We start from the raw sequence: 21,725 nt of genomic DNA, 5'->3' as shown, positions 1-21,725 counted from the left end.
CTGAATGCGCAAGCATTCAGCAAGATTAACCAAGCGTTAGTGCCGGTGTATCGTATAAAATGAAATAGGATCTTAATTTGAATTAAAGAATGGAGCGCGTGATACTGATTGCGAATAGCAATCAGCAAGATTAGCAAGCGTCAGCGCTAGCGTATCGTTTAAAAATGGAAATATCTTATTTATTTAAAGAATGGAGCGCGTGATACTGAATGCGCAAGCATTCAGCAAGATTAACCAAGCGTTAGTGCCGGTGTATCGTATAAAATGAAATAGGATCTTAATTTGGAATAGAGAATGGAGCGCGTGACAAGATTCGAACTTGCGACATCCACCATGGCAAGGTGACACTCTACCAACTGAGTTACACGCGCTTATTTGAGTGAGAAGAAATATATTGCTGAGAGAAAAAGTTGTCAATACTTATGGAATAAAAAAATCTAAGAAAAAGTTTAAATACTTAATTTTACAATCAAATTACCCCCGTACAATTAACTAATAAGAAATAATATATTTACTACGACGGCCAAAATCGGACTCCAAAGATATTTAATTTTGACCTGCTTATTCTTTATTCGAATGAAAATGAGAGAAGTATTAACAAAAGTGAAGACTATTAGAATGATAAAGCTTGTGGCCATGGCCAGCGACTTTAATTCAAAAAAACTTATGAGTAAGGTGATGACGACAGCGATGACAAGTGTTGCATAGATAGGAGTTTTTGTTCTTTCATTAACCACAGATAGAAAGCTCATCCACTTATAGGGGTGGCGAAGGCCATAGAGTATTCGAGAACCCATAATCACTTGGGCCATAATCCCGTTGAATATCGCAAAAACTCCTATCAGACTAATAACGAGGGGATTGCCTCCATGATGAACATACATATCTTTGATTGGAGCAGAGCTAGTGTTTAATTTATTTAAGGGAATACTTGAGATTGCAACAACGGCCACCAAGATGTAGAGAATTGTTGAAGTGAATAATGCGATATATATGGAGCGACTAATAGTAACTCCTGCAACGGTCGTTTCTTCAGCAAGGTTTACCATGTCTTCAAAACCAATAAAGGCGTAGAAAGCAATAAAAGCTCCAGCAATGATTGACTGAGATTGATTCCAAGAAAGACTTTCTAGTATTACTGGAATCATGAAGTCATTTTCAACAAGCTCTGGCCACGCCACTAAGCAAACTAAAATAAGTCCAGTAACTTCGATAAGAGTAAAGACAATAACTAGATTGATTGATTCCTTGATTCCTTTGATGGCGAGAAGGGTGATTATTAGAATGACAAGGGCGGCGATGAGAGAATTGGGTAGGTTTATTATTACTTTGAAGTAACCAATAAATGCTTTAGTTAATGTCGATGCACTAACAACACCAGTAAAGGCCACTAACCAGCCGACGATATTTGATAGACTCAGGTTTTTAAACCCTTGGTAAACGTACTCTGCTTCTCCTGCACTTTTTGGATGGAGCTTTACTAGTTGTGAGTATGATACTGCTGTTAAAGAAGCGATGAGTGCAGAGATTATAAATGAAACTGGGGCCAGGACTCCCGAGGTTGCAGTAATCTTTCCAATTAGCGAATAAATTCCTGCTCCTAAAATTGTACCAATACCATACAAAGAAACTTGAAATGTATTGAGAGTTCTTTTTAATTTTGTCATATTGCGAATTTTAAAAAAACTCTAAGTTAATTAAAACTCTATTTAAGTTATAAGTTGCGCTTCCCAGAGCCATCTGGTGAATCAAGAATATACTGAGGCAGTAACCAGCCTGGAATTTGGCGGCGTAGCTTGCGGTAAATCTCACGGCCTGCTTCTTGTGAGAGATAAAAGTGCATGGCACCCTTTGCCTGATCAGGGTGGTGGAGATAGTAAGGTCTCATCCCAAGTTCATGTAGTGCATAAATCAGTTTTACTAAATCATCGACACTATCATTTACGCCTTTTAACAGTACTGATTGTGAAAGCAGAGAAAAGTTGCTTCCAAGTCTTGCAAGACAATCACGTACATCACTTGTGATCTCATCTGCGTGATTAATGTGAATAACAATATTGATATCGTTAAAAACTTTTTTGTAATTGTTTAGAACTTCAATCACTTCATTACCAATATAATTTGGAAGAGAGACCGGAGTTCTCGTATGAAAGCGAATGAATTTAATATGCTCTATTTTACTAAACTCACTTAAGTAAAAATCAATCTTTGAAGCTGCAAGCATGAATGGATCACCTCCAGAGAAGATGACTTCATTAATTTCTGGATGGGCCTTGAGGTAAGTCATAACTTTTTCAAAGTCGGCCTTAAAGATTTCATGCTTGTCACTTAATTCGTTCTTTCTAAAACAGTAGCGGCAAATTACCGGACAAATTGTCGTCGGTGTAAAGAGGGCGCGATTATCGTAGCGATGAATAAGTTGAGGAGCGACATACTTTTCTTGGTCACCGATAGGGTCTTCAAGCCCAGTATCAGAGTGCTCTTCATGCGAAGGAAGAAATTGTTTGGCGTGGATGCCGTCTAGACCTTCTTTCTGAATGATTTCATTTATATGATCTGGAATAAATACTTCGTAACGAGATGGTTCTAAATTAAGACCAAAGCGAGCATTGACTTCATCTGTGCTGCGAAGTCCTTTTCTCATTTTTGATCTTGATCTTCTTGATTTCTTTGTGCTTCTTCGTACTTCTTAATGTCGTTTAAATGATGCCACTTGGCCCAAGCTGCACAACCACGAATAAGTAGGGCACCGTAAAGTGCAATTCCTGTAAAGTGAAGCATTACACTAACCGTTGAAAGAACACCTGTGTTTTGAAGTAACCAGTAAATCCAATAGAGTAAGGCGATGTGAATGATGAAGATCACAACAAATTGGATTTTATATGAGATTGATTTTCCTGCTAACATGGCGTCTTTATATAACTACTTTGAGTCATTTTCAACATGCTCACGGATTTCTTGAATCTTTTTAATGGCAAAAGACTTGTAGATATCTGTAAGTAGGCAGTGAGCGTAGAGAACATCTCCCGCTGGCATGGGAAGTAAGGCAACAGGTTTTATTGGTCTAAACTTACCTTTGTAAGTTCCACCCTTATACTTGATATCAATCACTTCTTGTTTAGCAATATGTTGCTGAAGTTTTTGAATCGTTTCAGGAGCTTCTGCAATATTGGCCTTTCTGAAATCTTGAATATTTAAGATTTCACCTTCTTTGAGCTGACGATTCGACTTTACTTCATCGAGAGTTTTAGCAAAAACTCGCAGACACGCGACTGTGTCGTCTAGTGCACGATGGTGGTTCTCAAGTGGAATATCAAAATGTTTACACAATGAACTTAGTTTATGGTTCTCGCTTCCTTTGACATATTTACGAGAAAGCTTGCATGAGCAATAAACTTTAGCTTTATGTAATTCCATCTTAAGTTGATGCATGGCAAAGACGATAAAGCCTATATCAAATTTTGCATTATGGGCCACGAGAGTGTGAGTTCCACAGAACTCAAGAAATTTTGGTAAGACCTCTTCAATTGAAGGAGACTCTTTAACCATCTCATCAGTGATACCATGGATTTTTGTTGTGAATTCTGGAATTGGATTTTTAGGTTTTACAAGGGTTTCAAAAGTTTCGATTTTGTTCCCGATGACTTTAATAGCCGCAATTTCAATGATTTCGTCAACTAAAGGGGAGAGTCCAGAGGTCTCTAGATCGAGTGCTATAAGGCCTTCTGGGAAATACTTATTGATATTTTTAATTTCGCTCTGTGTAAAATTAATGATAATCCCTTTAAGTTGGCTTATAGAGGGCAGTTACAACGATTTGTAAATATTAACGAATCGTAGCAACGTGTCATGCCAATTTTAAATAATTTTAGTACGTTGAAGAACCTTAAATCTTAACTTTTATTACTGATTATGGGCCTTATGGTCAATAGTTTGAGGAAATATTTTTATGAAGAAATTTGATGTTATTGTTATTGGTTCTGGGCCTGGTGGATATGTCGCCGCTATTCGTGCAGCCCAACTTGGAAAGAAGACTGCTATCGTAGAAAGTAAAGAGCTTGGCGGTGTTTGTCTTAACCGTGGATGTATTCCAACTAAAGCGGTTCTTAAAGCAGCTCACAGTGTACACGAGCTTGCTGATATGAAAGATCTTGGTATTGATGTTGAACTTAAAGGTTTAAACGGTGGCCAAGCAGTTAAGCGTGCAAAGGGAATCTCTGCTAAGATTTCTGGTGGTGTTGCTTACCTAATGAAGAAAAATAAAATTGAAGTTTTTGAAGGATACGGAAAACTTCGCACAAATACACAAGTTGAAGTTACTTCATCTCGTGGTCACACTGAAACAATTGAAGGAACAAATATCATCCTTGCTACTGGTGCTCACTACCGCTCATTCCCTGGACTTGAGCATGATGGGAAGAGACTAATTGGTGCTTGGGAAGCGATTAAAATGGAAGAGCTTCCAAAGTCAATTGGGATCATCGGAGCAGGTGCAATTGGTGTTGAGTTTGCTTACTTCTGGAATGCGTTTGGTGTTGATGTTCATATCTTTGAACTTCAAAAGCACTTACTTCCAATTGAAGATGAAGAGTCATCTAAAGTTGTAGAAAAAGCATATAAGAAATACGGGATTAAAATGTCTCTTGGTGTTGAAAAAGTTTCAGCTAAGAACAATGGTAATGACGTAACAATCACTGAAGTAAAAGGTGGAAAGACTGTTGAGCATAAGTTTGATATGGGTCTAATCGCTGTTGGTATGACAGGAAATATCGACGGTATCGGGCTTGAGACTGTTGGTGTTCAAACAGATCGTGGATTTGTTGCCGTAAATAATACTTACCAAACAAATGTACCTAATATTTACGCAATTGGTGACCTTGCTGGGCCACCACTTCTAGCGCACGCAGCTTCTCACGAAGGTATTATTGCAGCAGAAGCAATTGCAGGTCTTCATCCACACCCACTAGATAAGATGAATGTTGCTGGTTGTACTTACTGTCAGCCACAAGTTGCATCTGTTGGTTACACAGAAAGAGCTCTTAAAGAGCAAGGTATTAAATACTCAGTTGGTAAGGTTCCATTTACTGCAAATGGTAAGGCCATGGCATCTAACGAAACAGAAGGGTTTGTTAAAACTCTTATGGGTGAAGATGGAGAAATGCTTGGTGCACATATTGTCGGTACTCATGCAACTGAACTTATTCACGAGTATGTACTGTTCAGACAAATGGAAGGTGTTGATGAAGAAATGTTCGCAACAATTCACCCACACCCAACTTTAGGTGAATTCCTAGCTGAGTCTGTGTTAAACGCTAAAGGTAGATCAATAAACTTTTAATTTATATATAAGGACTGAATATGAAAAATGATATCGTAATGCCACAAATGGGTGAGTCTATTACAAACGGAACGATTACAAAGTGGCACAAGCAAGTTGGTGACACGATTGAAATCGATGAGATCCTACTAGAGATCTCGACTGATAAAGTTGAATCAGAAATTCCATCGCCATTCTCTGGAAAGATCGTTGAGATTCTTTTTGAAGAAGGTGAGACTATTGATGTTGGTGTAAAAATCGCAGCAATCGATGATGATGCAAACGCAGCTGTATCGGCAGCTCCAGCGGCACCTGCTGCTGAAACACTTCCTCCAACTCCTGAGGCAGCACCAGCTCCTGCAGCAGTAGCTTCTTCTTCAGATACTCTTGAAGATGTTGTTATGCCGCAAATGGGTGAGTCAATCACTAACGGTACAATTACTAAGTGGCACAAGCAGCCAGGTGATATGATTGAAATCGATGAAATTCTTCTTGAGATCTCGACTGATAAAGTTGAATCAGAAATTCCATCACCATACGCAGGTCGTGTTGAACAAATTCTTTTTGAAGAAGGTGAGACAATTGATGTTGGGATTAAAATCGCAGCTATCGAAACAGATACTTCTAAAGCATTTGGTGCAGCAGCGACTACGACAGCAGCAGTAGCAAGCGCTCCAGCAGCGGCAGCACCAGCGGCAGTTGCAGCAGCTCCTGTAGCAGCAGCTTCAGTTCCAGCAGGACGTCGTTTCTACACACCACTTGTTAGAACTCTTGCTCAAAAGCACGGAGTTGATGTTAATGAATTAGCACACCTTAAAGGTAGTGGAGCAGGCGGACGTGTTAACAAAGCTGACTTCATGAACTACCTAAATAATAGAGGGGCAGCTCCTGCTGCAACAACTTCAGCTCCAGCAGCGGCACCTGCGCCAGCGGCAGCTCCGGCTCCAAAAGCAGCACCAGCTCCTGCAGCAGCTTCAGTTCCATCTGCAACAAGCGGACGTGTTGAAGTTATCAAAATGGATAATATGAGAAAAGCGATTGCTAAGAATATGATCGCTTCTAAAATGACTTCTCCACACGTTAATTCAATTGATGAAGTTGATATGACGAACCTATTTAAGTTTAGAGAAGGGTTTAAGAACCAATTCAAAAAAGAAGAAGGTTTCTCTCTAACTTATACTCACTTTATTCTTTATGCTCTTGTTCAAGCACTTAAAGAGTTCCCAATGGTTAACTCTTCAATTGTTGGAGATGAGATTCATATGAAGAAAGATATCAACCTTGGATGTGCTGTAGCTGTTCCTGGTAATGGTCTAGTGGTTCCAGTAATCAAAGGTGCTGATAACTTAAATATTAGAGGTATGGCAAGAAAGCTTGATGAGCTTGTTCAAAAGGCAAGAGCTAAGAAGCTTACAATGGATGATATGTCAGGTGGAACTTATACTTTCACAAATAACGGATCATTTGGAATTCTTGCAGCAACTCCAGTTATCCTTCAACCACAACTTGGTATTTTCTGTGTTGGTACAATGAAGAAGCGTCCAATTGTTACTGAAGATGATGCAATCGCAATTCGTCAGATGATGTATGCAACTCATACATATGACCACAGACTAATTGATGGTGAGATTGGTTCTAAATTCCTTAGACACGTAATCAACACTCTTCAGACTACTGATTGGGCACAATTATTCTAAGAAGTTTTAAATTTTCATAATAAGAAAGGCTACCATCGGTAGCCTTTTTTTATTCCTATTTCGTTCTAATTCAACTCTTTATCAATTTCAATCTTTGGCCGATTTGTCTTGATCGTAACGTTAAATTGGCATTGGTAGATATCTTTTTTCTCATTCTTTTCAACGTAGCAATTAAGGTGCTTTCCTTTTCTTACCTCGTATTTTTTATTTCCAATTGTATGATAGCTCTCGGCGATAAGATCGAGCTTATCCCAGAAGCGTTTCGCTAGATGGGAATCAAATTTGATTCTTAAGGTATTATTATCGTAGCTAATAGTTGATTTTCCATTGGCCTTTGAGGTTCCAAGAAATTCACTAATGGTGCCTTTTCCAAAATCCGTATCCTTGTCAAAGGCAGATAATTGTCCGCTTCCGAGGCCATTCAAGTAAAGGTGACAATGAAATTTATGACTTGGTTCTCGTACACAAAAGAAATACTTGTGGTAGCGAAAGACAAGGCCATGGACGAGATCGGCATAGGTATTCTTAACAGGTAGGCCTAGAAAGATTTCCCTCGCATATTTTGAGTCCACAACTGAGAACTCACTAACGTGACTAGAAACGGCAATACCTGAGACTTCAGCAGCAAAAGTTTTAAAGGTTAGGATAAGGGCAAAGGATATCAGTACTAGCTTCTTCATAACTATGAACTATAGATTTCATCGATATTGAAGTAAAACAAGTTCACAAAAGCTTAACAAAGAAAACAGTTGGCCAACAAACTAAATTTCTAACTACTTATAAATAGTAACAAGGCTTCGATACATCTTCTTGGCCTTGTGTGACTCAACATTCTTATTAATCTCGTTGAACTTAGTACGATATAGGTTTGAATTTCCTTCAGCGATAAAATCAGGGGCCAGCTTTTCTAGCAGCTCCTTGGCCTTATTATTAAAAATAAGATCATCTTGAGTGAAATCCTGAACTTCAAATTTATCCTTATACTTATTAGCTAAGGCCTTACCAAGTCGAGTCTTGTGAAATGGCCTCTCAGAAGTATAGGTGAGGATGAATCTTCCCTTTGGCTTTAGGCTGTCCATAACCTTATTTAGAGTGCGATAAAGGTCATTTAGCATATAGAAGCCATCTAGTGAGATCACAAGGTCAAACTCGTTTTCTCCCAGCCATGTTGTTTCATAATTTGCTTCTTTATACTCATGATCACTTTCAACTAAATCAAATCCCTTGGCCTTTAGCTTGTACTTTTTGGCAAAGTAAGATGTTAACTGACCTGTACCACAGCCAATATCGAGAACTTTCTGATGAGGCTTAAAGTGGGATGTTAGGGCCGAGAATTGCTTCTTTGAAAGGTTATTTTGCATGAAACAGTCAATTCCATGCATTTCTTTACAGTATGTTAGATATGATTGTGATTCTTTTGCAAAACGGTAGTAATTTGAAAAGGCCTGCTTTGCTTTAGCGTTGAATCCCTTCTGACTAAGTAATTTTCGAATTATTTGAAACATAGTTTTTTATACTCCTATTTTCTTTAAAATTCTATCTTCATGAAATCTTAATCAATTAGAATTTGTGAGAACTTTAATTAAGTGTTTAAAATATATTAAGAAGCCAAATAGGAGGTTCCTATGATTAAGTTTTTAGTATTTTTAGGTTTGCTTGTGACTTTAGCGAATGCTGCGGTGACGACGGTATTTATTGACGGCCTCAATTTACAAGGCCGCCAAAAAGTTGAAAATATATTAGAAGTCTTTGATATCTGAAACTAGCTCAGGAAAGTCGATAAAAGGATTTCTATTTCCTTGAATCCTCTCGATTTTATCATTGCGTTCGATCTCTTCGCTATCTACTGGATCTTCCGCATGCCATCTTCTTAGATAGCTCTCCATTCTACTATTAATCTTTGCTCCATAGCGTGTCGCAAAGTAGAACATTGCACGAGCAACGTTACCTTTGTGCTCTGTAGGTGGCTCAAAGTAGTGTCCATCTGAGTGAGAAGCAAAGCAATCTCTTGTCGCACTCTTTCCACTTTTAATATCACCAAAGTCATTTGAGCTACGTACGCTATTTGCTTTAGAATCAGTTGGGAAGAGGTGGTGTAGATCACCCTTTTGTAGCTTTGAGCTAAAACCACCTGTAAATTTCGACTGAGGCCAAGTGTGCTCGCAGTTTACAATTTGGTGGTTAGGAATTCTTCCATTACCAATCGGTCCAATATTTGGAGTTCTTTCATTGAATACTTTATTACAGTAAACGCCTTTTACATAAGGTTGGTTACTTTCATCGTATCTTAAATGTAATTCATTAAATAGGTAGCGCTTGGCCTGAGAGTATGAATTTTTTGTGTGATTTTGACTGGTAATTTTCTGTAGTTTTGTTCTTAGGTTTTCATTTTTTAAGAGATCATTTGCGATATCTGCTTTAAATGATTCCGGATAATATCCGGCAGTGGTCGTTAGGGCCAATAATGCCACTACTAAGAGTCTTAATTTCAAAATCTAATCCTTGATAATGTTCCTGTACATAAAAGCATCTCAAAGATAAAAGGTTTTGCAAAATAAAAAATCAAATAGAAAGGCCTTCTTAACAGAAGGCCAATATTAGTACTGAAATGGATTAGTCAATTATTAGAAGTTATTGATCTTATCTGCTAGGTTAGCGATATCAATAAATGGGTTTCTGTTATTTTGTACAGAATAGATAATTTCGTTTCTTTCTCTTTCTTCAGCATCAACTGGATCAAGCTTGTCCCACTCTCTAAGAACTCTTTCTTGGTTGCTTGAGATTGAGATATCGTATCTTACAGAGAAGTAGAAAAGTGCTCTTGCAACATTTCCTTTGTGATCAGCTGGTGGCTCGAATGCACCGTTACCTTGAGTTTGAGAAGCTGTACAATCTTCATAATCTACTGGGAAACCATCTACATTATCAAATTCGTAGTTACCTCTTACAGAGTTTGCTTTTGAATCAGTTGGGTATAGGTGGTGTAGGTCTGACTTTTGAAGTCCTTTATCAAAACGACCAGTAAATTTAGATTGTGGCCAAGTATGCTCACAGTTAAGAACGTTTGAGTTAGGGATTTGCCCTGGACCCATTGAACGAGTTTGGTATCTTCTTAGTGTTTTTTGGCAGTATACATCTTTAATGTAGTAACCTTTATCATCTTCTTTTAAGTGGATTTTTCCGAAAAGAACTTTTCTAGCACCTTTGTATCCAAGGCTTCTTTGGCCATAACAACGACCTTTGTTTTTAGAGTCGCAACCAAGTACGTCTTGAGAGTTTGTCTTTTGGTGAGTTGAGTTTAGAACTTCAAAAAGGTAACTCTTTAGCTCTTCTCCACCTCTAGAAAGAACGTCTTTTGTTTCTTTTGGGTAGTAGTTGTCTAATTCTGCAGCATTACTCGTAAGAGCGAAAAGTAGTGTTGATAGAACGATTGCGATTTTCATCAAATCCCCTTTGGTGTTTGTGTGTGTGAAACTTTTATATGACATAATTATTAAATTGGCTAATAGGAATCTTAAGTTTTTCTAATAAAATCTGACACAGAATCTATTTTCAGCAATTAGACGCATTGCTCTTAATGAAACTTTGACAAAAGATCCGAAAAATCTGGATTTATTTAGTGTGTTTTTGTATAAGTCACCAAAGAAAATAACAACACTATTAGGCTAACTTAATATGAAATACATCTTACTTGCATCATTGCTTATATCTTCAAGTGCATTTGCTTACACTAAGACAACTCTTAATTGTATTAAGAAGCTAACATATGATCTTAATGTCGATAGCCGTGCCTTTAAAGTTAATACAGATGAGGTTGATGCAGATATTGATTTCGAGGGAAGACCTCTAGATGAAGCAATTGCTATCATTAGAACGACTCTTGAGCTTAATGGATGTAATAGTCATAACACAATTAACTTCTCTAAAACACCATCAGGGCGTGCTAAGAGCCGTTGTGTAGAGCTTGTTCCTGGACAAGACTATTCAATGAGCTGCTATATTGAATCGAATATGGGATTCTTCTTTGTGACAAAAGATCTACAAACAGACGCTTTTGTTGTTTATTCTCGTTGGGATTAATCACCCCATAATTCTGATAAGCGCTTTTTAATATTATTCTCAACACCTATCTCTTTAGGTTGATAGAATCTTGGTGTTCCTTTTGGAGCATATTGCTGTCTTACAAATGAGCCCTCAAAACTATGCGGGTACTGATACTTTACCTTGTGAAACTTATCTGGAAAATTCTTTAAATGCTCAGGAACCTCAATCGTCTGTGAGTTTTCAACGTAGGCTAGGGCCTCGTTTATAGCATTATAAGCAGCATTACTCTTAACTGTACTGGCAAGATAAGTCGTCGCTTGAGCGAGTGTGATTCTTGCTTCAGGCATTCCAATATTTTGCACAACATGAAGGGCATTCGTTGCTACTGTCAGTGCATTTAGATCAGCATTACCAACATCTTCACTGGCAAAGATAACAAGTCGTCTGGCAATAAAGACAGGGTCCTCGCCACCATCAAGCATAACAGCTAACCAAAGAATGGCGGAGTTAGGGTCACTTCCACGCATACTTTTAATAAAGGCAGAAATCACATCATAGTGACGATCTCCACCAGCATCAAAATTACGAGAGTTCTCTTTGATGATATTTTTAACAGTTTCAAAATCAATTTCGTCTTCTTGCTCAAGAAGAGAGAAGATAACTTCTAAACTACCAAGAGCGATTCTTGCATCACCATTTGCGTAGTCGCAAATAAGTTCGAGATATTCTTGCGATAGATCCTTTTCAAGCTTACTGATCGTTCTCTTTATAAGTGAGCGAATCTTATCTGTTGTAAATGACTTAAGCTCAATGATCTTCATGCGCGACAGAAGAGCTCGATTCACTGAGCGACGTGGATTTTCAGTTGTTGCACCAATTAGAATAAAACTACCTTGCTCAACGTGAGGAAGTAGAGCATCTTGTTGGGCCTTATTAAAGCGGTGTATTTCATCAATAAAGATAATGGACTTTCTTTGGAAGTCGCGGGCCTCTTCCTGGGCCTTTTGAATAAGCTTCTTTAGGTCTGCAACACCTGATAAAACGGCGCTGAATTCATAGAAATTTGCATGAATTTCATTACCTAAGACCTTTGCCAGAGTCGTCTTTCCACTTCCTGGAGGTCCCCAGATAATAAGAGAAGGAATACTTTCACCTCTAAGAAAGGGAAAGCGCCTAGCAAGCGCGTCAAAGCCTTCATAATCCTGTCTACTCTCAGGTCTAACCTGATGGGCCAGGGGAGTAACTTTGTTGTCTTTTGCGTTAAATAAGCCTTGTTGCATATATTACCTATTCGTTATTGGCCATTGACACACTGTGGGGCCGTCGTGTAATTTAACATACCAATTAAAGCTAGACAAAATTTGCATGTAGTAACGTGCTAATAAATCTCGCAAATGCGTCGTTAAAGGCGTTGAGAAAAAAAAATAGAAGGAGGTGAATGTTATGTCTAAAGATTACTCAATCAAAATCGAGATCGATGAAAGATTAAGTGCGGAAAGAGCTCTTAAGAAATTCAAGAGATACTGCGAAGCTTTCGGTGTTATTAGAGAATACAGAAAGAGACAAGAGTATAAGAAGCCTTCTATTAGAAATAAAGAAAAGCTACAAGCGGCTGAGAAGAGAAGAAAGAAAACTCAGACGAAGTACAGTAGAGGTTCTAAAATCTAATTTGATTTAAATTTCTTATATAAAGAGAGGCTCCGTAAGGAGCCTTTTCTTATATGTAGGCTAGTAAAACATCAATTTTAAAATACTATTCCAACGAGCGTGCATAACCTTAACGTTACGAACATACTCTCTTGGAAATCCTGTTTGGCCCTTTTCTAGGTCCATGTGAAAAACATTCCATTGCATATTGAGATCACCAAGGCGATCGATAAACCAGCGTCTATCGAGTTCTGGAATCATCTTTAATTCCAGAGGTGAGAGGAAGTTATCAAGAAATTGTTCAAAAGATGGCTTTAACTCATTTGGAATAATGTAGATGAAGGCATCATTTGAATAGTTATACATCTTACCAACGTAATTCTTATACTTTTCAATATGAGGAGTATAAGTCGAGAAATTAGTACCCTCTGTAAGGTGAAGAAGTTGAATATAAGACTGAATCCTAAGGTTGAGGTTATCGATATTATCAAGAAGAGAGATAAGGTTGATATAATCATCAACATTTCCGTACTGCTTACTTGGTAGAGAAATAAAGTCTTCTCGTAGCTTTTTGATATTTCGCTCAATTGCTTGAATAAGCGGAATGACTTCCTTTATGTGTTGATAGCAGGTCTTTTGATTTTTCTTACAATCACTATATGCACCATCAAATTGAAGAACGAGTTTCAATGTATTCTCTCTTAAGTTGATAAAGTCTTGAGATGTGTAGGTGATTCTCTTTACGATATAGTAGAAGTCATTCTTGATTGAACGAAGTTGCGGACGTACATAGCGACGATAGCTATAATCACTTAGCTTTAGTTTTGATGAATCAAATTTGAAGTACGGATACTCGGCAAAACTTGAAAGCGTTAAAAGAATGGCAAAAATTATTTTCTTCACTTCTTAAATGATTGAAGAGGTGGCGCAAAATGTCAATGAAATGAACTCTTAACCAACCAGATCGAGGTCTGCTTGAGGAGAAATATGACTTAGTTCAATGAACTTTGGTTTCTTTTGAAGAGAGCGAAATTCTTGAACCCAGCTATCAATGTTACAAAGTGAAATTGAAATATTATGTCTTGGAATTTTATTCTTTGCTAAACTTCTCGGAAACAATCTTAATGGTGCTCCGTGAAGCTTGAAGTGAACATCGAGGTGAGAAGGAATCTTACCTGAATAAATAAGGGCCAAGCAAATAAAGGCACCGGCATTTGATGTTTCAATTTGGATTCTATCGCTTTTAACTCTTTTAATAAGAGAGAGAAGGTCATTTGAATATTTTTCGATTTCTTTTGTATTTAAGTTTTCAAACTTGAAGATATCTTTTCTGTTTTTAGCAGTAAGAACTCTTTTTTCATTCTCTGAAAAATTAAGGTGAGAAAAATTATTCATCATCACTTCATCAAAGGTAGGCTCTTGAGTATCGAATTTATAAACTACATCAGCTCCAGCACCTTTAACTTTGATTTTTCCAGAAAATAAGACCTTAGACACAACGAACCCCGTAGTTACTAAATTGATAATGTTATTTAGTTAATCGGAACGATTGGGTATTAAGTTAAGTAAATTTCCTATAAAATTTGAAATTTAACTAATTATCATGGAATTTATTCGTCAGACTCACTCATTAACTGCTTGAAAATATTATTCTTTCTCATTTGAAGCAGTTTCATGATATCTGTGGCCGTCTCTTCTAGGGCGCGGTCAGTAACATCAAATACCGGCCATCTCTTATTCTTGCCAAAGATTTCATTGGCCCATTCTAGTTCCTCGATTACTTTATTCGTGTCCGCATAATCACCTGTGTGCTCAGTTGCGCCAAGTTTATTTAAACGGTTTTTACGAATTGAATAAAGTGCTTCAGGGTCAATCGTAAGGGCAAAGATTTTTCTTTGGTCTATTTCAAAGAGTTCTTTTGGAAGATCTTGTCCATTGATAATAGGGATATTTACAACCTTGATTCCGTGTTGAGATAGGTACACTGAAAGAGGTGTTTTTGATGTACGAGAAATCCCCACAAGAATAACATCTGCTAGGTGGAGAGTTTCAACATTCCTTCCATCGTCGTGGTTAAGCGTAAACTCCATTGCAGCAACACGGTCAAAGTATTCTGAGTTCACAGCGTGTAGAAGGCCTGGCTCACTCTTAGGTTCTTGATGAAAGTAATTAGAGAAAGTCGTTAAAACTGGCCCCATTAGATCAAGGGAGCGCACATGCTTTTGCATTGAGATTTCTTTTGTATATTCTCTAAGTTCTGCTGAAACGATTGTATAAATTACGAGGTCGTGATGAATAGCTGCTTCGTCAAAAATTGATTTAATTTGTTCCTTTGTGCGAACATTCTTAAAACCTGTATAGAAGACTTCGCTTTCTGGGAATTGTGTCATGGCCGCGCGACTAATCGCTTTTGCTGTTGAACCTGTTCCATCAGAAATAATAATTATTTTCATCTTTTTCAAAATTTAGCCTCGATTTAATTCTTTAATCTACTTTATTCAAGAATGAAGTCTTCGACAAGGTTATAGATGTCATTTCGCTGACTTAATGGGTGAAAGCGAGATAAAGGAGTCACTTTCTTTAGGAAGGTTTTTTGAGCCTTCGCAAGTCGGCGAGTTGCAAAATAAATCTTCTCGATTAATTCCTCTTCAGATGTAATCTCGCCATTTAAGAATTGGATGCTTTCTTTGTAGCCTATGGTCTTTAAGGCCTTAAGTTCAGCATGATGCTTACTATCTCCCATGATCTCTTTGACTTCATCTAATAAACCTTGAGAGAGCATCTGCTTTGTGCGTTTTAAAATAATTTCCCAATGTTCTTCTTTTGGTAAATCAAGGCAGATATTTAGAGTTTCCCAACCGTGAATATTTGTTGAAAAGTCATAGGCTCCCTGGTCATCGGCCTGCTTCTTTTGCTCAGAGATCTTCTTGCCCGTCATGCGGTGATACTCGTAGGCTCGAGTGCGACGATAGTGGTCGTTCTCATGAAGGTTCTCAAGAGATTCAGGATCGTGAGTCTTAAGGTAGTCGACAATTGGCTCCATACCTTCTTTCTCATAGAGCGCACGGGCCTCTTGTTGAATGGCCTCATCTGTTGATTCCGACTCGTACATGCCACGAATTAAACTTCTAAGGTAGAAGGCACTTCCTCCAACAAGAATAGGAATAATTCCTCTTGCATGTAGCTCATTGATTTTATTCTTTGCTAGCTCCACAAAGTCGGATGCATTAAGTTCATTCGTAATAGGGGAGATGCTAACGAGGTGATGGGGAACACCGTCCATCTCTTTCTCGTCAGGTTTAGCACTTCCAATATTTAATTCATTATAAAAGAGGACACTATCGAAATTGATAACGTGACACTTTTCCAAACCAATTCGCTTGGCTAGCTCAATGCTAATGCCTGTTTTTCCAGAGGCCGTAGGCCCTAATATAAGAATCAATTTCTTTGTCATTTTAATAATTTTCTCAATTTCTTTGGTGAGATTTTCTTTGCAATTTTCTTCTCAACAAGATCGTAGAATGAAGTAAATGAAAGGAGTTTTCTGACCTCATTCACTTGAAGCTCTAAATCTTCAAGCAGTTCACTTCCGTTAATAATATTAGTCGCAATCTTTGCGTAAGGAAGGTCTTCAAATACATGAGAGACAGATCTTAGAACACATGTGTGTCCATCAAGACGCTCGATCTCAATTCCCATTGCCATATATTGCGCAAGATTTTCCATATCAGAGATATCTTTTGAGATAGGCTCAGAAATTAACAGAGGAGTCATATTATCAATATCAATTTGTTCACAAGCTTCGTCTAAGAAGACCTGTGCGTCTACAAAGTATGGACCTCTTTCAACGTGATTAAAAAGAAAGACATTCTCTCCTAAGACCGAAATTGTAAGCTCACTTTGTTGGCCACTAGCATTTTCTCCAAACAGAGAACTCTGGCCATGAAAGTCCGTTGATTGATTGAGCTCATTTTGAAATCTTTGAAGATTTAATCCGCCACCAAAATTGTCGGCAACGATATTATCTGCACCTTGGTTGAAGAGGGCACTTGAAAGAGAATTAAAATTCGCTTCTTCCTCATTCATCTCCAATGAGTGATTTTCTGTAATATGATCTTGATTCTCTGAAATGAGTTTCTTTGCTGTTGCACTCGTTAGAGAGAAAATCTCATTACTCTTTAAAAATTTAATAATGGTTTTATTAGGGTGAACGTTTACATCAATTTCATTTTCGGGAACCTTAAATTGCATGATGTAATCACCAGTTAGGCCCTGAGGCCAAAACTTTTCCATATTTCGAATAATGATTTGATGGATCTTCTTATCAGTAAAAAGGCGGTTGTTTACAAAGAGAAACTGTTGCTTACCGCTATAACCTTTAGAGGCATCTTTTGAAATATAGAACTGACAACTTGAACCAAGATACTCACCATAGGACTGAAGTATCTCTGGTCTATTTTTACGTGACTTCTTCTTAAAAATTTCACCAACACGATTAACTGTATGCTCTTGAGCTCGGTAAATATCTGGGTCTTGATCATCCCAAGTAATAGAGAACTCAACTTGTGGGTAGTTAATTAAGAAAGAATTGATAACACGCTTAAGTGCATTCTTCTCACTTTGACCAGACTTCACAAATTTTAAACGAACTGGCGTATTGAAGAAGAGGTCTTTGACATAAGTCGAAGTCCCACTCTTATGTGTTGAATACTTTGAATGCTCAACTGTTCGCGCACCGTGAATGACATACTTTGCACCTTCTTCTGGATTAGAGCGAGGGGCAGAGTGGCAAGAGATACGTGCAACCGAAGAGATGGAAGCTAGAGCTTCTCCACGGAAGCCAAAAGTATTGAGGCGATAAATATCTTCAAAATTATTTATTTTAGAAGTTGCGTGACGGCAGAAGGCGTAGGGGAGTTCGTCAAAGAACATTCCATCACCATTGTCTTCAATTGCAATGAGGTCAAGTCCTGCATTGATAATAGTAACTCGAACTTTAGTTGAGTTTGCATCAATTGAATTTTCTAGTAATTCTTTAAGAACATTGGCCGGGCGTTCAACAACCTCACCGGCCTTGATTTGATCAATTAAGTGTTCGGGAAGAAGGTTAATTCTATTTTGTGTATTTTCTGATATTTCCATTGTACGAACTAGTCGCGATAGAAATTAACCTGGTTTCTTCCACCTTCCTTGGACTTGTATACTGCAGAGTCGGCCCTTTTAAATAGGTCTGTTCCGCTACTAACTCCCTGTCTGTAGTCTGAAACACCAATCGATGCAGTTACCGGTAACTTATTATCGTCGTAAATGAAATCGTGAGTCTCAACGGCCTTTCTTAGGCGCTCAGCGATTTCGTATGATTGTTTAATATTTGTTTTTGGAAGTAGGACAACAAACTCTTCTCCACCGTAGCGGGCAAAGATATCTGTTTCTCTAATTCCATTTGAACGGATAACTTCTGCTAGTTCTTTTAAAACGTAGTCACCAGCATCGTGTCCGTAATTATCATTAAGTTTCTTAAAGTGATCTAGATCGAAAACAATAAGAGAAAGTGGAGTACCAGTTACTTTTGACTTCTTTACTTCAATATCAAGTTTCTTATTGAAGAAAGACTTGTTGTAGCAAGCAGTTAGTCCATCTGTATTAGCTTCTAGTTGAAGCTTATCATATGTAAGTCTTTCTGGATCACCTTTTGGAAGGTATTTTAGCGCCATTGCACCCATCTTAATGATGTCACCTTTTTGTAATTCAGTAGGGGCCTCAACTTTACTGTTATTTAAGAAAGTTCCATTTCTAGAACCAAGATCAACTACCTGATATCCATCTGCTGATGAAACTAGTTTAAAGTGCTCTCTTGAGATTCCATTAAATTCAAGTGGAATATCACACTTTGCACTTCGACCAACTGTAATCTCTTCTTCTTTTAAATCGAAAAGAGTACCGTTTAAATCACCACCAACAACAAGAAGGGCCGCAGGCTTATCTTCGGCTTCTTTATTCGCTGATGCTAGGGCAGCTTTGATGTCAGTTAATACTAGAGTAGCGTCATCACTCATATTCGTCCTTTCAGTACTTTATAATAGATTGTTTTCCCTGTAGATTTTAACTAGCGCCCCGATTTTAATCAAGATTGGAAAACATTTCTATCTGTCTAAATCGAGTATTTCTCATAGGTTATCAAGCCATTCAAAGCTATATATTTTTCCGGCCTCAACTCCAGGTTGGTTAAAAGGATCAATATTTAGGCAATAACCTGTGATAGCTGTCAAGTACTCGAAGAATACAATCAACTTGGCCAAACCTTGTTCGTTTAGCTTTTCTATTTCAAAAGTAATATGTGGAACTTTTTGTTCTTCTAAAGCTTTCTGAGTTCCATAGAATTCCGAGTCCATTAAGTTCTTCAAAGTATACTTTCCGAGTTTTTGTAATTTCGGATGATTGAATGAATTACTTAATCTAAAATCGTTTTCGAACTCTTTAACATGGATGAGTAGCATCACTTTATTAAGTGGCCCTTCCATGAATAGCTGCATTTGTGAATGCTGATCAGTTGCACCATATGAAGGAATTGGAGTCAGACCAATTCGTGAACCATCTTCTTTCTTCTTACCAAGACTTTCGGCCCATAGTTGGACGAACCAATATGCAAAGTTTTTCATCTTACTCGAGTAAGGCATGATGACTGTTTGATCGTAGCCTTGCTCTTGATGATTTAAGAAAGTGTTGGTTACTTCTTTAAACTCTTGTGACTCTTTTAGTGAATGGCCATATTCAAGGCCGCTCTTACAAAGAGCGTGAATATCAATCCCTGCAAAAAGGGCAGGGAGAAGGCCTACAGGAGTCAGGACACTAAAACGGCCTCCAATATTTGTTGGAATATCTAGTGTTGTAATACCAAGTTCATCTCCAAGCTCTCTCAGTTGAGAGGTTTCAGGATCACTTGCAAAGACAAAGTAGTTCTTAAATTCTTCTTCTTTAATTCCACTCTTAACCAATTCATTAGCAAGGATTGCAAATGAAGCAAGAGTCTCTGCCGTTCCTCCAGACTTTGAAACCACATAGATTAGAGAATTTTTTAAATCAATACTTTCTAATAATTGGTTCGTGTCATCTGGATCAATATTATTAAAGAAATAAATACGGCGTTTCATATCTTTTTTAAGTGCGCTTACAAGCATCTCTGGGCCAAGTGCACTTCCGCCAATACCGACTTGGATAAAGTCACGACGGTCACTATATTTATTAAATATATCAACACATTGTTGTGGATAATATTCTTCACTTAATTTTGTTACAAATTCAAAGCGAGGGTTCGTTTGAAATTTTTCAATTTCCGTTGAGACTTGCTCTGACTTGTCCTGTTCTTGAATAAAGGAGTTAATTGAAATTTTCATTAGGCTCCGTATTCCTTCTTAAGAAGACGAGAAATGACAACTTTTTGAATTTGATTTGTTCCTTCTACAATTTGAAGAACTTTTGCATCTCTCATAAATCTTTCAACAGGGTATTCTTTTGTATAACCAACACCACCAAGAATTTGAACAGCGTCTGTTGTTACTTTCATTGCTGTATCACTTGCACGCATCTTTGCCATTGAAGCAAGTTTTTGATTAGAGGCTCCATCATCAATTGACTTAGCAGCAGCTTGAACAAGTAGTCTTGCGGCCTCTACATCACAGGCCATATCGGCCATCATGAATTGCAGTCCTTGGAAGTCAAAGATTGGTTGCTTAAATTGTTGTCTCTCTAGTGAGTATTTAATTGCTTCATCAAGAGCACGAGTTGCACAACCTACAGAGATTGAACCAATGGCAATACGTCCTTTATCGAGGCCACTCATTGCAACTTTAAATCCTTCTCCTTCTTTTTGAAGAAGGTTGGCCTCTGGAACAAAGCAGTTTTCAAAAAGAAGTTCGCGAGTAGGTGAGATATTCCATCCCATCTTTCTTTCTTTTTTACCGTATGAGAATCCTTCCATTCCATCTTCTACGATAAATGCAGAAACACCTTTTGCTCCTTCGCCACCAGTTCTTGCCATGACGATATATGTTTTAGCAATACCACCTGAAGTGATCCAAAGTTTTGAACCATTTAGAATATATCCACCTTCAACTTTCTTTGCTGTCGTTTTAAGTCCTGCTGCATCTGAACCAGCGCCTGATTCAGAAAGTGCGAAAGCACCAATTGCCTGACCACTAGTTAATTCAGGAAGGTATTTTTGCTTTTGTTCTTCGTTCCCAAATGTATCGAGGATAGATTGAACCATTGATGAAACTGAGATTGTCACAGCATAGGCAACTGAAGATTTTGCAATTTCTTCTAATGCATAACTATAATCTTGAACAGGAAGATTTAGACCTCCATATTCTTCTGAAACAGTCATTCCTGTGAAGCCAAGCTCTCCAAGCTCATTGAAGATTTCCATGCGAAACTTACCTTCAAAGTCATCGTGCTCCATATGTGGCTCGATTTTTTCAAGGCGAAAACGCTTTAGTCCTTCAACGATCTCTTTTTGCATCTCATTCATATCTATATCCTTTTGAGTTCTTAAGTAAGTTCTTTAAGTCATTTAATTCATTATAAAATCCACCTACAGTACCAAATAAATCATAAATGGTTAAATTTTATGAAATTCAGTGTGAGCTGCTTGAATTCTCAAACGTAATTACAGTATGTTAGAAGGTATATCCATTAACTAGGTTTTATTTAATGAATTTGTGCGATACAATAGTACAAAGGGTGAAACTCCCTTCCTAGGCGCTAGCAAGGAGAATACAATGAGACACGATATCAATTTGGCCCATTCTGATAAGGCCAATGTAGAAGAAGTTGAGTTAACGAATTCGTTTCCCTACATGCTCTTGATTGCCTCAATGGCCGTGATCACTATCATGCACTTAATTCTGTATCCATTAGCAAAGCAATTTGCAGCGAACTTCGCTGGATTTTAAGCGTCGTGCCACAGAATTTTGTCGCTGAAATCTTAGTCGTTTCTAAGCTAAGTGTCTGATTTTATACCT

23 protein-coding genes and 1 tRNA gene are annotated in these 21,725 nt (G+C 37.8%); 6 read left to right on the top strand and 18 right to left on the bottom strand.

Features of this window, described 5'->3' with window-relative positions:
* Positions 1-295: 295 nt before the first annotated feature.
* The 5 genes from ABMA72_RS06745 to ABMA72_RS06725 form a co-directional block, all read right to left on the bottom strand.
* A tRNA-Gly gene (locus ABMA72_RS06745) sits at positions 296-371 on the bottom strand.
* A gap of 117 nt (positions 372-488) precedes the next feature.
* Positions 489-1,667 (bottom strand): APC family permease, encoded by a 1,179-nt coding sequence (locus tag ABMA72_RS06740; protein WP_393056600.1) that lies wholly within the window; start codon positions 1,665-1,667, stop codon positions 489-491.
* A 47-nt stretch (positions 1,668-1,714) separates the two neighbouring features.
* Complete coding sequence (locus ABMA72_RS06735; protein WP_393056598.1) at positions 1,715-2,644, bottom strand: KamA family radical SAM protein; 930 nt, start codon at positions 2,642-2,644, stop codon at positions 1,715-1,717.
* Positions 2,641-2,907 (bottom strand): hypothetical protein, encoded by a 267-nt coding sequence (locus ABMA72_RS06730; RefSeq protein ID WP_393056596.1) that lies wholly within the window; start codon positions 2,905-2,907, stop codon positions 2,641-2,643. Before ABMA72_RS06730 ends, ABMA72_RS06735 begins: the two co-directional genes overlap by 4 nt.
* A gap of 15 nt (positions 2,908-2,922) precedes the next feature.
* Positions 2,923-3,717, bottom strand: coding sequence for an exonuclease domain-containing protein (locus ABMA72_RS06725; protein ID WP_393057078.1), 795 nt, complete (start codon positions 3,715-3,717; stop codon positions 2,923-2,925).
* 232 nt (positions 3,718-3,949) lie between these two features.
* Between ABMA72_RS06725 and lpdA the strand changes: the two genes are divergently transcribed.
* Positions 3,950-5,338, top strand: coding sequence for a dihydrolipoyl dehydrogenase (gene lpdA, locus ABMA72_RS06720; RefSeq protein WP_392857307.1), 1,389 nt, complete (start codon positions 3,950-3,952; stop codon positions 5,336-5,338).
* 20 nt (positions 5,339-5,358) lie between these two features.
* Positions 5,359-7,014, top strand: coding sequence for a 2-oxoglutarate dehydrogenase, E2 component, dihydrolipoamide succinyltransferase (gene sucB / locus ABMA72_RS06715; RefSeq protein WP_393056595.1), 1,656 nt, complete (start codon positions 5,359-5,361; stop codon positions 7,012-7,014).
* A 65-nt stretch (positions 7,015-7,079) separates the two neighbouring features.
* Here sucB and ABMA72_RS06710 read toward each other — a convergent pair whose 3' ends face one another.
* The gene (locus tag ABMA72_RS06710; RefSeq protein WP_393056593.1) at positions 7,080-7,694 is read right to left on the bottom strand and encodes a hypothetical protein; all 615 of its coding nucleotides are present in this window, start codon (positions 7,692-7,694) and stop codon (positions 7,080-7,082) included.
* A 93-nt stretch (positions 7,695-7,787) separates the two neighbouring features.
* A complete protein-coding gene (locus tag ABMA72_RS06705) occupies positions 7,788-8,519 on the bottom strand; it encodes an SAM-dependent methyltransferase (protein WP_393056591.1) in 732 nt (243 codons plus the stop codon).
* 120 nt (positions 8,520-8,639) lie between these two features.
* On the opposite strand from ABMA72_RS06705, the gene ABMA72_RS06700 reads away from it, so the two are divergent.
* The gene (locus ABMA72_RS06700; protein WP_021265781.1) at positions 8,640-8,774 is read left to right on the top strand and encodes a hypothetical protein; all 135 of its coding nucleotides are present in this window, start codon (positions 8,640-8,642) and stop codon (positions 8,772-8,774) included.
* On the opposite strand, the gene ABMA72_RS06695 is transcribed toward ABMA72_RS06700, so the two are convergent.
* Together ABMA72_RS06695 and ABMA72_RS06690 are read right to left on the bottom strand one after the other, a co-directional pair.
* Entirely contained in the window at positions 8,754-9,506 is a 753-nt protein-coding gene (locus ABMA72_RS06695) for an endonuclease I family protein (RefSeq protein WP_393056589.1), read from the bottom strand. The two genes, ABMA72_RS06700 and ABMA72_RS06695, sit on opposite strands and share 21 nt — an antisense overlap.
* 132 nt (positions 9,507-9,638) lie before the next feature.
* Positions 9,639-10,457, bottom strand: a complete 819-nt coding sequence (locus ABMA72_RS06690) for an endonuclease I family protein (RefSeq protein WP_392857293.1) — start codon at positions 10,455-10,457, stop codon at positions 9,639-9,641.
* Positions 10,458-10,689: 232 nt separating this feature from the next.
* Between ABMA72_RS06690 and ABMA72_RS06685 the strand changes: the two genes are divergently transcribed.
* A complete protein-coding gene (locus ABMA72_RS06685; RefSeq protein ID WP_393056587.1) occupies positions 10,690-11,094 on the top strand; it encodes a hypothetical protein in 405 nt (134 codons plus the stop codon).
* Here ABMA72_RS06685 and ABMA72_RS06680 read toward each other — a convergent pair.
* Positions 11,091-12,338, bottom strand: a complete 1,248-nt coding sequence (locus ABMA72_RS06680) for a replication-associated recombination protein A (protein WP_393056585.1) — start codon at positions 12,336-12,338, stop codon at positions 11,091-11,093. The two genes, ABMA72_RS06685 and ABMA72_RS06680, sit on opposite strands and share 4 nt — an antisense overlap.
* Before the next feature lie 163 nt (positions 12,339-12,501).
* Here ABMA72_RS06680 and rpsU point away from each other — a divergent pair, with 163 nt between their 5' ends.
* The gene (gene rpsU, locus ABMA72_RS06675) at positions 12,502-12,726 is read left to right on the top strand and encodes a 30S ribosomal protein S21 (protein WP_021266202.1); all 225 of its coding nucleotides are present in this window, start codon (positions 12,502-12,504) and stop codon (positions 12,724-12,726) included.
* Between the two features lie 60 nt (positions 12,727-12,786).
* Here the strand turns inward: rpsU and ABMA72_RS06670 are convergent, their stop codons facing one another.
* The 8 genes from ABMA72_RS06670 to ABMA72_RS06635 form a co-directional block, all read right to left on the bottom strand.
* Positions 12,787-13,608 carry a hypothetical protein gene (locus tag ABMA72_RS06670; RefSeq protein WP_392857286.1) on the bottom strand — a complete coding sequence of 274 codons (822 nt, stop codon included), beginning with the start codon at positions 13,606-13,608 and terminating at the stop codon, positions 12,787-12,789.
* A 48-nt stretch (positions 13,609-13,656) separates the two neighbouring features.
* The gene (locus tag ABMA72_RS06665; protein ID WP_392857284.1) at positions 13,657-14,202 is read right to left on the bottom strand and encodes a hypothetical protein; all 546 of its coding nucleotides are present in this window, start codon (positions 14,200-14,202) and stop codon (positions 13,657-13,659) included.
* Between the two features lie 113 nt (positions 14,203-14,315).
* The gene (locus tag ABMA72_RS06660) at positions 14,316-15,158 is read right to left on the bottom strand and encodes a pyruvate, water dikinase regulatory protein (protein ID WP_040314013.1); all 843 of its coding nucleotides are present in this window, start codon (positions 15,156-15,158) and stop codon (positions 14,316-14,318) included.
* Positions 15,159-15,199: 41 nt separating this feature from the next.
* The gene (gene miaA, locus ABMA72_RS06655; protein WP_393056583.1) at positions 15,200-16,159 is read right to left on the bottom strand and encodes a tRNA (adenosine(37)-N6)-dimethylallyltransferase MiaA; all 960 of its coding nucleotides are present in this window, start codon (positions 16,157-16,159) and stop codon (positions 15,200-15,202) included.
* Complete coding sequence (mutL, locus tag ABMA72_RS06650) at positions 16,156-17,847, bottom strand: DNA mismatch repair endonuclease MutL (protein ID WP_393056581.1); 1,692 nt, start codon at positions 17,845-17,847, stop codon at positions 16,156-16,158. The genes miaA and mutL overlap by 4 nt, the downstream gene beginning before the upstream one ends.
* 8 nt (positions 17,848-17,855) lie before the next feature.
* Positions 17,856-18,761 (bottom strand): diguanylate cyclase, encoded by a 906-nt coding sequence (locus ABMA72_RS06645; protein WP_392857279.1) that lies wholly within the window; start codon positions 18,759-18,761, stop codon positions 17,856-17,858.
* 111 nt (positions 18,762-18,872) lie between these two features.
* Entirely contained in the window at positions 18,873-20,099 is a 1,227-nt protein-coding gene (locus ABMA72_RS06640; RefSeq protein WP_393056579.1) for a hypothetical protein, read from the bottom strand.
* A complete protein-coding gene (locus ABMA72_RS06635) occupies positions 20,099-21,232 on the bottom strand; it encodes an acyl-CoA dehydrogenase family protein (RefSeq protein ID WP_393056577.1) in 1,134 nt (377 codons plus the stop codon). The genes ABMA72_RS06640 and ABMA72_RS06635 overlap by 1 nt, the downstream gene beginning before the upstream one ends.
* 250 nt (positions 21,233-21,482) lie before the next feature.
* On the opposite strand from ABMA72_RS06635, the gene ABMA72_RS06630 reads away from it, so the two are divergent.
* Positions 21,483-21,656, top strand: coding sequence for a hypothetical protein (locus tag ABMA72_RS06630; protein WP_393056575.1), 174 nt, complete (start codon positions 21,483-21,485; stop codon positions 21,654-21,656).
* Positions 21,657-21,725: the final 69 nt, after the last annotated feature.

The sequence above is a fragment of the Halobacteriovorax sp. CON-3 genome (assembly GCF_043196995.1).
Taxonomy (GTDB): Bacteria; Bdellovibrionota; Bacteriovoracia; order Bacteriovoracales; family Bacteriovoracaceae; genus Halobacteriovorax_A.
Note: the sequence above shows the minus strand (reverse complement) of the source record. Positions and strands in the feature narration are given on the sequence as shown.